General features: G+C 32.4%; 14 protein-coding genes. 4 read left to right on the top strand and 10 right to left on the bottom strand.

All coding sequences use genetic code 11. The annotated features are described in order from the left end of the window. Window positions 1-69 precede the first annotated feature (69 nt). Entirely contained in the window at window positions 70-2,346 is a 2,277-nt protein-coding gene (locus BUB80_RS15570; protein WP_073294550.1) for a polyribonucleotide nucleotidyltransferase, read from the top strand. 213 nt (window positions 2,347-2,559) lie between these two features. On the opposite strand, the gene BUB80_RS15565 is transcribed toward BUB80_RS15570, so the two are convergent. The 10 genes from BUB80_RS15565 to BUB80_RS15520 form a co-directional block, all read right to left on the bottom strand. Next, a complete protein-coding gene (locus tag BUB80_RS15565) occupies window positions 2,560-3,756 on the bottom strand; it encodes a hypothetical protein (protein ID WP_073294547.1) in 1,197 nt (398 codons plus the stop codon). A 52-nt stretch (window positions 3,757-3,808) separates the two neighbouring features. Then, entirely contained in the window at window positions 3,809-4,612 is an 804-nt protein-coding gene (locus BUB80_RS15560; protein WP_073294544.1) for a helix-turn-helix domain-containing protein, read from the bottom strand. 99 nt (window positions 4,613-4,711) lie between these two features. After that, window positions 4,712-5,386 carry a hypothetical protein gene (locus BUB80_RS15555; protein WP_228433842.1) on the bottom strand — a complete coding sequence of 225 codons (675 nt, stop codon included), beginning with the start codon at window positions 5,384-5,386 and terminating at the stop codon, window positions 4,712-4,714. A gap of 1,010 nt (window positions 5,387-6,396) precedes the next feature. After that, complete coding sequence (locus BUB80_RS15550; RefSeq protein WP_073294542.1) at window positions 6,397-7,455, bottom strand: nucleotidyltransferase domain-containing protein; 1,059 nt, start codon at window positions 7,453-7,455, stop codon at window positions 6,397-6,399. Continuing rightward, window positions 7,430-8,197, bottom strand: a complete 768-nt coding sequence (locus BUB80_RS15545) for a hypothetical protein (protein ID WP_073294539.1) — start codon at window positions 8,195-8,197, stop codon at window positions 7,430-7,432. The genes BUB80_RS15550 and BUB80_RS15545 overlap by 26 nt, the downstream gene beginning before the upstream one ends. After that, on the bottom strand, window positions 8,194-8,904 hold the full coding sequence (locus tag BUB80_RS15540) for a hypothetical protein (protein WP_139262723.1): 711 nt from the start codon (window positions 8,902-8,904) through the stop codon (window positions 8,194-8,196). Before BUB80_RS15540 ends, BUB80_RS15545 begins: the two co-directional genes overlap by 4 nt. 7 nt (window positions 8,905-8,911) lie before the next feature. Then, window positions 8,912-9,853 (bottom strand): hypothetical protein, encoded by a 942-nt coding sequence (locus BUB80_RS15535; RefSeq protein WP_073294533.1) that lies wholly within the window; start codon window positions 9,851-9,853, stop codon window positions 8,912-8,914. An 80-nt stretch (window positions 9,854-9,933) separates the two neighbouring features. Further along, window positions 9,934-10,665, bottom strand: a complete 732-nt coding sequence (locus BUB80_RS15530) for an ATP-grasp domain-containing protein (protein ID WP_073294531.1) — start codon at window positions 10,663-10,665, stop codon at window positions 9,934-9,936. After that, window positions 10,662-11,309, bottom strand: coding sequence for a hypothetical protein (locus BUB80_RS15525; RefSeq protein ID WP_073294528.1), 648 nt, complete (start codon window positions 11,307-11,309; stop codon window positions 10,662-10,664). Before BUB80_RS15525 ends, BUB80_RS15530 begins: the two co-directional genes overlap by 4 nt. A gap of 24 nt (window positions 11,310-11,333) precedes the next feature. Continuing rightward, a complete protein-coding gene (locus BUB80_RS15520; RefSeq protein ID WP_073294525.1) occupies window positions 11,334-12,080 on the bottom strand; it encodes a nucleotidyltransferase domain-containing protein in 747 nt (248 codons plus the stop codon). Window positions 12,081-12,801: 721 nt separating this feature from the next. On the opposite strand from BUB80_RS15520, the gene cobT reads away from it, so the two are divergent. Genes cobT through cobC form a run of 3 tightly spaced genes read left to right on the top strand, consistent with a single transcriptional unit; the run spans window position 12,802 to window position 15,128 of the window. After that, on the top strand, window positions 12,802-13,806 hold the full coding sequence (cobT, locus tag BUB80_RS15515) for a nicotinate-nucleotide--dimethylbenzimidazole phosphoribosyltransferase (RefSeq protein ID WP_073294522.1): 1,005 nt from the start codon (window positions 12,802-12,804) through the stop codon (window positions 13,804-13,806). Next, window positions 13,807-14,589 carry an adenosylcobinamide-GDP ribazoletransferase gene (locus BUB80_RS15510; RefSeq protein WP_228433840.1) on the top strand — a complete coding sequence of 261 codons (783 nt, stop codon included), beginning with the start codon at window positions 13,807-13,809 and terminating at the stop codon, window positions 14,587-14,589. Further along, a complete protein-coding gene (gene cobC / locus BUB80_RS15505) occupies window positions 14,574-15,128 on the top strand; it encodes an alpha-ribazole phosphatase family protein (protein ID WP_073294519.1) in 555 nt (184 codons plus the stop codon). The genes BUB80_RS15510 and cobC overlap by 16 nt, the downstream gene beginning before the upstream one ends. Window positions 15,129-15,445 lie beyond the last annotated feature (317 nt).

Genomic DNA, 15,445 nt, shown 5'->3' with positions numbered 1-15,445 from the left:
GCAAACGAAAATTTAGACGAAATATCAATAATTAAAGCGCTCAATACGGAGTGCAACACAAAACTATTTATGAGTATACCTCAAGCAATTACAGAAATAATTACTCTTGCAGACGGCAGAGAAATTACAATTGAAACAGGAAAATTAGCAAAACAGGCTGATGGTTCTGTAGTCGTAAAAATGGGCGGAACAATGCTTTTAGCAACTGTTGTAGCCAGCAAAGAAGCAAAAGACGGAGTAGATTTTCTACCCTTAACTGTAGATTACAGAGAAAAATTTTACGCAGGAGGTAAGATTCCTGGAAACTTCTTTAGAAGAGAGGCTAGACCATCAGATCAGGAAATCTTGACAATGCGTTTGGTAGACAGAGTTCTTAGACCATTATTCCCTGAAGATTTCCATGCTGAAGTTCAGGTAATGATTTCATTAATTTCTTATGACGGAGTGTCAATTCCTGATGATTTAGCAGGTCTTGCAGCTTCTGCAGCAATTGCTATTACAGATATCCCTTTCAACGGACCAATGTCTGAAGTAAGAGTAGTAAGAATCAACGGTGAACTTTCTATCAACCCTAATTATGCAGATCTTAAAATTGCTGACCTTGACATCATGGTTGGAGCAACTAAAGATTCTATCGTAATGGTAGAAGGAGAGATGAAAGAAATCTCTGAGCAGGAAATGCTTGAAGCAATTCAGTTTGCTCATGTAGAAATCAAGAAACAAGTTGAAGCTCAGGAAAGATTAGCTGAAAAAGTAGGTAAATCATTCCCAAAAAGAGAATATAGCCACGAAAACCACGACGAAGCTATTCGTGAAAAAGTGTGGAAAGAAACATATGATAAAGTATACGAAGTAGCAAAAACTCCATCTGGTAAGGATGAGAGAGGAGAGAAATTCAAAGCAGTTCGTGAAGAATTTTTAGCACAATATGCTGAAGATACTGAAGAATTGGAAAGAGTAACTCCATTTGTAAAAGTATATTATCACGATGTTGAAAAAGAAGCGATGCGTCAGATGATTTTGAATGACAAAATCCGTCTTGATGGTCGTGATCCTGAAACAATTCGTCCAATCTGGAGCGAAATTGATTATTTACCAGGAGCTCACGGTTCTGCAATCTTCACAAGAGGTGAAACTCAATCTCTAACGGCTGTAACATTAGGTTCAGTTAAAGATGCGAACATGGTAGACAGCGTAATGGTAAATTATGACGAAAGATTTTTCTTACATTATAACTTCCCACCGTTCTCAACAGGTGAAGCAAGACCTTTAAGAGGAACTTCAAGAAGAGAAGTAGGACATGGAAACTTGGCTCAGAGAGCTTTAGCAAACATGATTCCTGAAGAAAACCCTTACACAATCCGTATCGTTTCTGATATTTTAGAATCAAACGGTTCATCTTCTATGGCGACTGTTTGTGCAGGAACTTTAGCATTGATGGATGCAGGTATTCAGATTACAAAACCAGTTTCCGGAATTGCAATGGGATTGGTAACAGATGTTAAGACTGGAAAATTCACTGTACTTTCTGATATCTTAGGTGATGAAGATCACTTGGGGGATATGGACTTTAAAGTAACGGGAACTGCAGACGGTATCACAGCTTGTCAAATGGATATCAAAATCCAGGGATTATCTATGGACATCATGGAGAAAGCTCTTTTACAGGCTAAAGACGGAAGATTACACATCCTTAATAAAATCACTGAAACAATTGCAGTACCAAGAGAAGACGTGAAACCTCACGCTCCGAAAATGGTAATGCTTGAGATCTCTAAAGATTTCATCGGTGCTGTTATCGGACCTGGTGGAAAAATCATTCAACAACTTCAAAAAGATACCGATACTGTTATTGCTATTGAAGAAGTAGGAGAAATCGGAAGAATCGAGATTTCTGGTGTAAGCAGAGAGAAAATCAATGCAGCAATCGCAAGAATCAACGAGATTACATTTGTACCTGTAGTAGGTGAAGTGTACCAAGGAAAAGTGGTTAAAGTAATGGATTTCGGAGCTTTTGTAGCAATTGCAAAAGGAACTGAAGGATTACTTCACATTTCTGAAATCGAATGGGCTCGTCTTGATAAAGTACCTTACAACGAAGGTGACGAAGTTGAAGTGAAGTTCATGGGTTACGATGACCGTAAGAAAATGAAACTTTCAAGAAAAGTTCTTTTACCAAGACCTGAAAGACCTGAGTCTAAACCAAGACCAGAAGGAGACAGACCACAAGGTGATAGAAGACCTCAAGGAGACAGAAGACCAGAAAGACAGGACAGACCAGAAGGTGATAGAAGACCGGCTGATCAAGCTCCAAAGGAAAATCAAAATCCTTCATCTGAAGCTTAAGATTAAATCTTAGATATATTTAAATCCCTCAATTGAGGGATTTTTTGTCTTAAAAGTTAGATTTTTATAAGGTTTATAGTATCATAAAATAGCTTACAGTGATTAAAATAAAGACCGGCAAAGTATTGACAGTCTTTATGTTTTTATCGTTACAAAGTTGATAGGACAGAACTTAATTATTTTTTCTATTTGAATTAAGGTCTTGTCATCTATTTAGTTAATCAGCTTTTGTGCCGTTACTTTTGGGATAATAATCAAGTAATCATATCCGCTTAATAAATTTTTAAGCCCGATAGATTTAATGACTGTTTTTTGCTTTTTGATATCTTCATTTATTTTGGTCAGATCGAATAATAACCACTCATTTTCTTTGCCTGTTAACTGATAAAAAGGTTTTAGGAAAGCAACATTTTCAGCATCAATACTCTCTGATGAGAAAGAGCCGGCTCTTCCAGATTTTTGAATAATAGCGATGTGTAAGGATTTTTCTTGCTCGGCATCGGCTAAATTATAAATTAGATTTCCAATATCGAAACTGTTCTGAAACAAGCTTTTATCTTTTCCTACATGGTTGGCTCCAAACTTTATTAAATTTCTTTTACCTTTCATTTTATAAAGGTTTTCCAGTAATTTTTCTTTCATGGATGAAATTCTCAGAGAATGAGATTCCAACCCTTTTCCTTCATTTCCAAGGCTGTATATGGTATTACTTTTTGATAAGGCATTTAAAACATCATATTCATAAGGCGAAAGTTTTAATTTTTGAATCTCTGCCAAGTTTTTGTTGAATGTACTAGAAAATAAATAAGGCTCATTAGATCCGTCTGCTAGTGGTTTTTGATTTGTATCAGTTTTAAATTTACTCCATCTGCTATCCGATTCCTTTAGCATTATCTCGTACTTTGCTTTAGCTTCTTTATTCGTTGTTTTTTTTATCAATTCCTGAAAAAGAGGACTGTCGGAATTAAAATAAACATTATCCAGACCGATAACATTCTTATTGTTTTCAAAAAATGTATAGAGAAGATCCCGGTCTCTGTTAAAAGAGATGAGAGAAAATTTATCATTCGATTGAGAAACGATTGACTGATATTCTTTGCTTTTTTGATATGCTTTTTTTAGCATATTAATCGTCAGTTGGTCAGTTTCAATAATGTAATTATCAAAGCTTATATTTTTTGTGATATATTCTGTGAAATCTAAAACTTCATTATTAAGATGATCCTCCCCAATTAAAACATATTTATGCTGTGCAATGTTCTTCGTGAGATTCACAATGGCATCTCCGGAAAACTTTTTGTTTTCGAAGTTAATAACTTGATAATGTTCAGAGGCGATTTTTGTAACCAAAGAATCTTGGGCCTGAATAGAACTGAATAAAAGTACAGTTAGGAAATACACTATTTTCATGATACAAATGTAACTTGCTTCTGTATCCAAAAATTGTAAAAATGTAATCGGGCTATATAAAAAGCCAGAGATTTTCCTTATCTATATCTACATTGTTAAAGAATACTTTTGGGTTGATGGTGGTTAATTCTTTAAAATCTTTATTAAAATGGGATTGGTCATAAAATAGGTTGTCATAAGATAGCTCCGTTAAGCTTTTGATCTTTTTTTTCCTTGTAATAGAATTTCTGAATCGGTATATTTTTCGGTATTCAGAAGGGGATTTTCCTAATGTTTTTAGAAACATTTTATGGATGTGCTGTCTCGAAATGCTATGCTTTTTTGCAATGTCTTCAATTTTTAGATCAGCTTCTATATCAGATAAAATCAGTCGCATAGATTCCAGATCTTTGATAATAAGTTTGGAAATCCAATATTTTTCCAATTCATCAATCTGTTGCTCTCTGGTTGAAAAATTAAAGATTTCTTCCATTTTCTGTTTAAAGTCTGGGAACGGATTATATTCTGTCTCTTTCTGAAGAAAAACAGTTTCTAAATCACTGGTGAATTGGTTTAAGCCTAAGGGTTTAAAATAAATGGTAATCTCATTAACCATTTTTTCATAATACACTTCTATAGGAGAGATATAGCGAAATACGAGATTCGCCGTAATATTATTTTCAGAAGATGGAATTACTTTTATTTTATTATTTTCAAGAGTGACCTTAGCATTTTGGTTAACACAGACAATACAGTAATTATTGGGAAAAGTCCAGTAATGAACAGGTTCTTTAGTTTCCTCTCTGGCAAAAAAATAATATCCTTCAATATACTTTTTTAAAACAGGATGGGTCGGAGTATAAAACTGTAATTTCATTGACTGATCTTTGCTGATACCATGATAATCAAAAGGAAAAATGATGATTATTTATGACTTATTTTCTCAGCTAATGTACTGCTTTTACGGGATGAATTTTCATTCGTTAATAAAAGGTTCCAAAAAACCAATTAATTGACTTCCTTCTGCATTCCATCGGATTCCGTGGCCGCCTTTTTCTCTGATTTCATATACCAAACCGTGTTTATAATGAAAGAAAATATTCCACCATGTTTTATGATTGATAATATAGCGAATCTTCTCCATCATTTTTTCCTGTTTCAGCTGATTATTACCTTTGATCTTTCCCCAGAATTCATCCTCAAGACGGTCAATGTGTTTTTCCCAAGCGCGCTGAGCAACGGTAATTTCGCTATTGTATAAAACAAGACAACTTGCAATGAAATTTTCCTGTAAAGGCGGAATTGCTTTTTCATCTCTTTCACTGGCAGAGGTGAGTCGCTGCCCTAAAACCAACAACCATTGCTCAAAAGGAATTTGTTCCAGTTTTTGGGCAATATATTTAGAATCATGCTGATTATTAATTAAAGTTTCAATCTCAAAAAAATAATTAAAACTGATATCTAAATCTTCTTTGATTTCTTCATTAAAATGAGGCTGATCAAATAGAGTAGGATCACTTTTAAATAAAGCAATATTCCCTTCAATTGATTCTAAATGTTCCTCCTGAAGTATCTTTGAATACTTTTCTTTCCAGGCTTCAGATAAGTAAGGAATGTATTTTTTTAGTTCATCCATTTTATTTTTTTTCATGCTGTGTCATTTCGACGACAGGAGAAATTTAAGTTTTTATTGATTAGATTCTTCATTCCGTTTCAATATGACAGTGAGTATAAATACTAAAATTATTTTAAAACGCAAAGTTTTATTCTAAAAACGAATTATTTTTAGGGAGCAAAGAGTAGCGAGAAAGTCGCTGATGAAGATAGCCTTCTTAAGAATCAATTATATTGATTCAATTCTTTGCTTCCTTACTTATGCAGCATTAAAAATAAATCTTTGCATTTAAAAAAACTCAATTTATTCTTTTAAAGTAAATAAAACATAATCATCTGCGTAAATCCGTAAAATCTGTGGGAAATTCGAAATTTCTTTTTGTCATTTCGACGATAGGAGAAATCTAGTTTTTATTGATTAGATTCTTTATTCCACTTTGCCCTATTTTGAAAGACAGTGAGTATAAATACTAAAAATTATTTTAAACGCAAAGTTTTACTCTAAAAACGAATTATTTTTAGGGAGCAAAGATTGGCGAGAAAGTCGCTGATGAAGATAGCCTTCTTAAGAATCAGTTATATTGATTCAATTCTTTGCTTCCTTACTTATGCAGCATTAAAAATAAATCTTTGCGTTAAAAAAATCAACTTATTCATTTAAAGCAAATAAAATATAATCATCTGCGTAAATCCGTGAAATCTGTGGGAAATTCAAAATTTCTTTTTGTCATTTCGACGATAGGAGAAATCTAGTTTTTATTGATTAGATTCTTTATTCCACTTTGCCCTATTTTGAAAGACAGTGAGTATAAATACTAAAAATTATTTTAAACGCAAAGTTTTACTCTAAAAACGAATTATTTTTAGGGAGCAAAGATTGGCGACAAAGTCGCTGATGAAGATGGCTTCTTAAGAATCAATTATATTGATTCAATACTTTGCTTCCTTACTTATGCGGCAGTAAAAATAAATCTTTGCGTTAAAAACTTTCAACTTATTTCTTTGAAATCGAAGATTCAACAGAATCAATACCATTTAGAAAAAAACTTAACAATATAATTCCTCTCTGATTTCAATTAATATTTTTGTTGTTTTCTCCAAGTCAGGAACATTCGGAAGAGTTGAAACAGAATGATAATGCTCAATAGATTGTATCAAATCTTCTGCTTTTTGCATAACAGCTTCATAAGACCAGTTTCCGGCTTTAATATCCAGTAATTCATCCCTGTTTTCTACCCAAATATTCAATGAATTGGTTTTAAAAATCTGTTTACAAGACTGTAACAAACGAATGGTGTGCATCATGTTTTTGCTGTCATAATTTTGTCCATGACTTTGATTGACATTGTAGCGGTCTTCATTTCGTTCAGAAACCCACTTCCAATATTCTCTGTAATCTTTACAATAGGTGGAGTAGGCATCGAGGTTGCAAAATAAATAAGCAATAGATTTCTCCTCTTTCGGGACAGAGGATACCGAAACCTGATTGGCTTCTTCATTCTGAATAATTCCTTTATAGTGTAAATCGTTTGATTCATCATAGAAAAGGGCAAACATTCCTTTGGTATTATCGATGCTTACCAATCCACATTTTTCCTGAACTTTTCCATTTTCTGAAAGCCATTTTTTCAATGGAACTGAACCTTGATTTTGTAAAACATAACAGAAATCAAGAACGGATTTTCTTTCTTTATCAATTGGATTGAGGATCTTTTTATTAAGTCCTTTTGCCTTTTTGATCTGTGAAATCGCATAACCCGCAAACGTATCTTTACACAATTTGGAAAGAAAATTTTCAGGTTTCAACAAATCCATCAACGGATTTTTATGTTGAATACAGTGTTCCGGACTTGCTAGAACTTCCAGAATATTCGGATTGTTTTTCTGTAATAATTCTATAAATCTCCCGATCTCATAATAGGTAATGTCGTTCGTTTCATTGGAAATTTGCGGAATATAATTGAGTCCAAAAAAATCTTCTTTCGGTAAATAATATACGCCCCTGATATCTGTGTCAGAGTTTTCTGTTGCTAGTCCGAAAGAGCGGCTTCCAGAGATGGTTTCTAGGAGGATGAGGTTTTTATTTTTTAAGGTTTGGATGGTCATTTGTTTCTTTTTCTTTGATGATGATTTCTCCTTCTGCAATGTACTCTTCTAAGCTGTTAGAAAATCCTTTTTTCCAGCTTTCATCAAGGAAAATTAAGGATATTGATGTGTTATAATTTCCTTCTTTATAGGAAATCATAAGCGTATCTTTTTCTTTAGGGATGTATGGGAAATCAAAAATATTTCCTTCATTTAACTTGTTAATAATTATAGAAGTAGTAATTCCGTTATTAAGATTATCAGTCATAATTTTTATTCTTCCAACAAATTGAGGAAGTTCTTCTTTTGATCGGATATGTCTGGAAAGTTTCCATATATATGAGGGTTTCAAAAAAGAAATATAGCCCTTCAAAAGACTTTTAAATACAAAATTATTATTCGATGTAGATATTATTTTGGTTTTCTCGATCTGATATCCCATAGCTTCAAAATCTTTTACGGCTTCTGTGATAGTGTGTTGTTTTTGTGTTGAAAAGTCGAATTCATTAATTTTAAAATGTTTTATGACGTTTGCCACAAACCCTGGCTGATGGACTATTAAATATTTTTCCTCACCATTTTCAAATGTCTTGAAGCATCCTATATATATTAAAATATTTTTGAACTCTAAATCTTCTGTGAAAAAATCTACTTTTACAAAATAATCAGTGCCGTTTTTAGGGTAGATTTTCACGTACCAATCTTTTGCGATGTATTTGTAGAGAATACCATCAACATTTATAGTTCTAATTTTAGTTTTCATTGTAAAAAATAAGGTGAAAAATCAATTCCCTGAATACATCCGACAATTGGTAAAACATTATCCCCATTCATTGTGACTTCATATTCACTACAAGTAAGTTGTGAAACTTTTTGATGCCAACTTTTTTGATATTCAGTTTCAATATTTTGAACGTTAATCAAGCAATGCAATCCACCATTTGTTTTGATAAAAGTAAGACAAATAGCATTAATACAATCTGAAATATCTAATCTGAATTTTTCAATAGCTTTCTGATGATTTTCAATTCTAAAATCAATATCCAGATCAAAGAATATTTTCCTTGAAGTAGTCGTTTGAATTGTATTCAACGCTAATGTATGAGGATTAATAGCATTATCATTTCGAATTAGTCTCTCTGAAATTTCTTTCATTAAAATTAAAGATGATTTATGAAGATCACGCGGATTGGGTGTAATGTAAATTGCTAAATTATCCTGAGAAATATTAAGATTTCCGGACACATATAAATCTAATGGAATTTCAAGCTGTCTTATTTTTTGAAGTAATCTTTCTTTAGTGGAAGTAAAACGTTTTAATTGAGCTTTGTCAGCTTTCAAACCTTTTTCTTGATTGTATTTTTTTCTTGCAAGAAGTGTCACGTAATATTGTTCATTGGGCAATAAATTGGGTAGCCAATCAATGAATTTCTGTAGTTTTTCTTCGTTATATATAATTTTGTAGTTCATTTGGTTTTTAATTTTGTTTTTGAAATTCAATGATTTTATCGACCCATTCTTCGATAATGTTTTTAAGTATTTCTAATCTTTTTAAGTCTGAATTTTTATCCTCCATGATAACAAATATTCTTGAAAGATGAGCTTTATTATCAATTTTAAACATGAAATTTCTTAAAGGAATATCACGTAATGATCTTCCATAAGCTTGGTATTCATTATTTTCTGAAATAATCTTTAACAATTGAAAAACAATTTTTTGAGGAGTTTGTCCCTGTTGAATATAATCTATCTCTTTTCTTAAAGTTTCAGGTGATTCATTATAATTAATGTGGAGAAAATAGTCAAAATCCTCATCGATTAATAAATCTACAGTTCTATGGCTGAAATTCGTTCTGAAGCCCTCTGATGTTCCATAATGAAAAATATAATTACTGTTTTCAAAGCTTTCTTCGTCTATGTAAATTGGAAGTTTAAATTTTTTTTTGTTTAAATTTTTCAACCATTTTTCCATATCATAAGATTCGGATGAAACTTTATAATCAATCTTTGAAACAATAAAATTATGATTTTGATTATTTCCCAAAGAGAAAATAAAAGATTCTTGTTCCCATGAATATCCCTTTGTTTTCAGATTCCATTTGTCTTTTGTAAAAATAAATTCTATCCAGTAATATGAGGAAACCAAACTTGCTTTTAAAAGAAAAATATCCCTGTATTGCGGTGTATAATTAATACTTTTAAAGAAATCACCTTTAGTAAAATCATTAAATAAATTTGCTATAGCTTGTAATGTTTCTTCTAAACTTTTCTCATCGTCAAAAATTCTTTTCCAAGGAAATTGCATCCCAATAATCGCCGGTTTACCATCTTTGAAATTTGGCAGATAACGTTTTATTGCCCAATTAAATTCAGCTTCCTGATTGGTTTGGTTGATGGTGATAATATTTTCTTTTTCCATGACTAATGTTTTTATGGTTAAGAATAGTAAAAAAAGTCCCTTAGTGAAAAGGAACTTTTACAATTATAATTAAATTAATTCTAATTTTTAACACAACTTTCCACAATCACCTTCAGCGCTTTCTCAGCATCACAAGCATATAAACCCGAACACCAAGCAGGATTTGCTTCAATCAAAGCCCAACCTTTTCCTTTGATAATTCCAAAATCAAGAACAATAGCTTTGGGTAATGTTTCAGCATAGTTTTGAATAAAACCGTTGAAGAAATTAAATAAACCTTTATGTTCAATTTCAGAAAGAGGATTAGTATCAAAATCATTGTTTCGCCAATAAGAAGAATGAGTTTTTATTTCATTATTTAAAACAAAACATCTTACTTCAAGTTCCCATTCCACAACTTCTGAGGTGAAAACAGTACTTTCCAAATCCAAAGAATCAAAACCTTTGATATTGGTCACTTTGTCAAAAACTCCGGCTTTAAAACTTTTAAAATCAGAACATTTAATGAATATATTTTCTTCGCCAACGAATTCTTTTAATCGTCCATAAGAAATTTTACGTTTCGTGAATTCTTCTGAAATTTTTGAAAGCCAGCTATCGTCAGGTTTTGTTAATGTCAAATTACATTGCTCAGCAACAATTTCAGCATAAATATCCTCGCCATATACTGCAATCACATCGCTGCGAAACTCTTCTGGGACACTCCATTTTGCATTAAAACGATTCAGTTCGTAAGGCGAATTGATTGATGCTTTTTTCAAATTGTTGCTGTCTTCCGTGTAGATGGGAGAAAGTGCTATTATATTTTTCATGCTATTATATTTTTTGTTTTTAATTCTTCTATTAATTTATGACGTTCGTTTTCAGATAGACTATCAAAAAAGATAATCCATCCTTCAGGATAGAGTCTGGCATGGAGGAGATGTAAATTGTTTTTCCACATACGATGATATTTATCGGAACATTCATCAATAAAATCATAATCTGAAAAATATTCCGAAAGAAAATTAATATTACAAATTAAATCATTTCCAAGTCCCGGAAGACGGATATAATATCGATATTCTTCAAAAAATGCTTGTTGTTCTATAAAGGTTTCAAAACGTTCAAAATAAAAATAGAAGTCATAAGAATCACAACCACAATCTCTCAATGCAATTTCTCCGTTTTCAGCAATATAAAAACTCTCATTTATAGAAAATAAAGTTTGTCCTTCCCAATGGTAGGTATTAACTCCTTTATGTTGTTTTATTTGTTTTGGGGTAAAAATATGGATAACTATATCTTGAATATGAAGACCAGAAAAACTCTTCTGAAACCTTAGAATTTCAAAAGAGTTTTGAAGATGATAAAAATTTAAATGCTTTTCTAAAATTTCTAAATCTATTTCATACTCCCTACTTTTTCCTAGTCTTTCTATAAAGTGTAATGCTCTTTCAGATAGTTTTTTTACCATATTAATTAAAATATTTCTAATTAATTATTTTAATATTTCCCTAAAAACCCTCTCCATCTCACCTTTATCCGCATTTCCTCCGGACAAACCCTTCGCCCTTTCCTCATTATCTTTCACCGTCTCCTCCAAAAATCCAAAAAGTTCCCAATCATTCGGATGGTAATAAGATTCTCCTTTGGTGGCTTTTAAAGCAACAAGATCTTCTATTTTTGTTCTCGTAAAATCGTCAACCAAGACCAACAATTCACTGAACAAAACTGGTGGAACGGTTCCTTTTTCTAGTATCCATTTTCCTGTTAAAGTTGTTCGAAGACAGTAAAAATAAGATTTCAATTTTACTTCATCGGTTCTACAGGCTTCGAGATATTTTTTGCTCATGCTCAGATAGTGATAAGAAACTGCTATCGGAGAAAAACATTCATCAGCCAGAGGTTTAAATAAGTCATAAAATTTTTCGTTTTTCATATAAACGATAGGCGAGTAAAACCAACTCAACAAAGCGGCGTTTGATTTATGCAAAAGATGAAAAGTCTTTCGCAAGTCCCATCCGGAACCGTCCAGATCATCTTTGGTCATAAATTCTATCGTTTCATCTTTATCCCATGGCGAGAGATACCAGTCTTTTTCGTGTCGGTATATGAAACGTATATCGTAATCACTGTCAGGAGAGGCAAAACCCCAGGCTCGGCTTCCTGATTCTACGGCCAAAAGTATCTCTATATTTCTTTCTGCCTCTATTTCTTTTAACTTTTCTAGTATTTTGGGTGTCATTGTTTTTAATTTATTCTTCAAAGTAAATTGAAAGCTGCGCAATGTTTTTACGCAGTTTTTTTGTTTGAGAGTTCTAGTGTGGGAGAGTATTAGTGTAGAAGAGTTTGAGAGTTTGAATGTTGTAGAGTTATAGCTTACTTGCTTAAAAGGAATTGAATTCCGACATAGGAAAATGTAGCGTTAAGAAAATAATCTATGCGAGCGTTAAGAAAATTCTACTGTTTGAAGCGTGAGACGAATTTTGAATCAAAGAACCAATATTGAAATCGCGCAAGTTTTAGAATTTTTAGAGAGCTTAGGCTATTTTTAGCGAAAGTTTCCAAGTCTTGATCTTTTCTTTCTTTTGCATCAAGGCAAAAGGAAATAGTTTTAAAATATCAAATGTTTAGGATTTGAATGTTGTAGAGTTTGTTTGATTAAAAGACATTATATTCCGACATAGGAAAATGAAGCGTTAAGAAAATAGTCTATGCGAACGTTAAGGAAATTCTTATGTTTGAAGCGCGAGACCAATTTTTAATTGAAAAACAAATCATGAAATCGCGCAAGTTTTAGAATTTTTAGAGAGCATAGATTATTTTTAGCGGAAGTTTCCAAGTCTTGATTTTTTCTTTCTTTTGCATCAAGGCAAAAGAAAATAATTTTAAAATCACTAATATTGCACGACTCTTATTTAACATAATAATGATGGGTTCTATTCTTAAAAACTTACACTACATCAATGCTAGCACACGAATTACAACATAAAATTGATTTCAAAACCAAACCCTTAGGCGCATTAGGATTTCTTGAGCAATTGGCTCACAAAATCGGGATGGTTCAGCAAACAACTTCACCAAAATTAATTAAACCTCACATGGTTGTTTTCGCGGCCGATCACGGAATTGCAACAGCAGGAGTGAGCGCTTATCCGCAGGAAGTTACCTATCAGATGGTGGTGAATTTTTTAGGTGGCGGAGCGGCAATCAATGTGTTTTGTAAACAGCATACTATTCAAATTAAAATTGTAGATGCGGGAGTGAATTTTGATTTTCCTGAAGGGTTGGATTTGATTGATAAGAAAGTCAGAAAATCAAGCCGAAATATGTTGGAAGAACCTGCCATGACGATTGAAGAATACCAACAGGCTTTGGAAAATGGAAAATCTGTTGTTAAGGAAATTGCAGAAACGGGTTGTAATGTTATCGGTTTTGGTGAAATGGGAATTGGTAATACATCCTCCTCTTCATTACTGATGAGTCAATTATTTAATGAACCGATTGCCGATTGTGTAGGTAGAGGAACAGGTTTGAATGATGCTCAGTTACAAAAGAAAATTGAGATCTTGTCTCAAGTGATTGGTCAACATCCGAATGTAAAATTGTTGGATGAAATTGTACAAACTTTTGGCGGACTTGAAATTACCCAAATGATTGGAGCGATGGAGGAAGCTTATGACCAAAATATGTTGATCTTAATTGACGGATTTATCGCGACAGTTGCCATTTCTGTTGTCTGGAAAAAGAATCCTGAAATTTTAAAAAATTGTATTTTTTGCCACGTCAGTGATGAATATGCTCATATTAAATTGTTAGACTTATTAGACCAGAAAGCATTACTCAACCTTAATCTTCGAGTAGGTGAGGGAACGGGTTGTGCATTGGCATATCCAATTATTCAAAGTGCGGTTAATTTCCTGAATGAAATGTCGAGTTTCGAAGATGCCAATATTTCAAATAAAGAATAGATGAAAATTATAAAAAATGAGTTGATTTATTTTGCTACGGCTTTGATGTTTTTCACAAGAATTCCGGTTCCGTTTAAAATTCCGTACTCCAATGAAATCATGAATCAGTCTCAAAAGTATTTTTCATGGGTCGGATTGTTGGTAGGGTTGATGAATGCTGTTGTTTTATATGGTTCTTTTCAGCTTTTCAATTTGGAGATTGCGATTGTTTTAATGATGATCTCCAACGTTTTATTGACGGGAGCATTTCACGAAGACGGATTTACAGACGTGTGTGACAGTTTCGGTGGTGGTTATGGAAAAGAGAGAATTATGACCATCATGAAAGACAGTCGGGTAGGAGCTTATGGAGCGATTGGAATTATTCTACTGTTTGCCTTAAAATTTCTCAGCATTCAGGCATTGGGAAATATTGATCTTATGGAAACGTTAGCAATCATTGTTTTAGCCCATACTTCAAGTCGGTTTATTGCGGGAATAATGATTTATACTCATAGATACGTGACTGATATTGATTTAAGTAAATCAAAACCGTTGGCGAATAAAGCCTTGGATGGAAAGTCTTTATTCATAAGTTTTATTGCTGTTTTATTGGCTTTTTCTTTAATTCCGGATAGACGATTAGTCTTAGCTTTTATTTTGGCTTATCTCGGAAAAGTATACTTGGGTTGGTATTTTAAAAAACACATCGGAGGATATACAGGCGATTGTTTAGGAACGGTTCAACAGGTTTGTGAAGTGTTATTTTATCTAGGAGTAATTATCGTATGGAAATTCATTTGATTCGTCATACTGCCGTAGAAAATCCAGATAATTTATGTTATGGATTTGCAGAAATGTCTTTGCGTAAAGATTATGTTGAAGATTTTAAATTGATCTCAATTGATCAGGATTTTGATCTTATTATTTCAAGCCCATCTCAGCGTTGTCAGATATTAGCAAAACATTTTCAGCTAAATTATCAAACCGATGAAAGAATTAAAGAAATGAATTTCGGAGATTGGGAACTCCAAAAATGGAATGATATTCCCAAAGATGAAATCAATCCTTGGTATGAGGATTTTATCAATGTAAAAGCAACAAACGGAGAAAATTTGCTAGAAATGCAAACCCGAGTTTCCAAGTTTTGGAATGAATTGATTGCTAAAGAAAATAGCAACAAAGTTTTGATTTTTTCCCACTCCGGAGTGATCCGATTAATCTTACAATCTATTTTAAAATTTCCTTTGGAAAATATGTTCAATATTCAAATTGATTACGGAAAGAAAACGATTATTTCTGTGAAGGATGGTTTGATTTCGATTAAAAAAATGAATATTTAGTTTAAGAGGTTACTTAAATTTTAAAATTGTCACCATTAAGGTTTTTTAAGATTTTCAGAATATTAAGTTTTAGCTTAGCTTTAAGTTATCCGCTTAAGAAAATCAATGGATTTTTTCTGAACTTTCCTTAACATCTAAACTCTTCTTAATGGTTTAAAAATATTTTATTCTTATTTACTTCCTAATAATTTCCATAAGAAACTTGTTTAAACTTTCTATTTTAACCACAAAAGGTACTGTGCTAATTTCCAAATATTTTTAGATATTTGTATAAACTATTTAAGGAGAATATTTATTCATCCTGTGTAGGCAGGTGC

It is taken from the genome of Chryseobacterium polytrichastri (assembly GCF_900142445.1).
GTDB classification, from domain to species: Bacteria; Bacteroidota; Bacteroidia; order Flavobacteriales; family Weeksellaceae; genus Chryseobacterium; species Chryseobacterium polytrichastri.
Note: the sequence above shows the minus strand (reverse complement) of the source record. Positions and strands in the feature narration are given on the sequence as shown.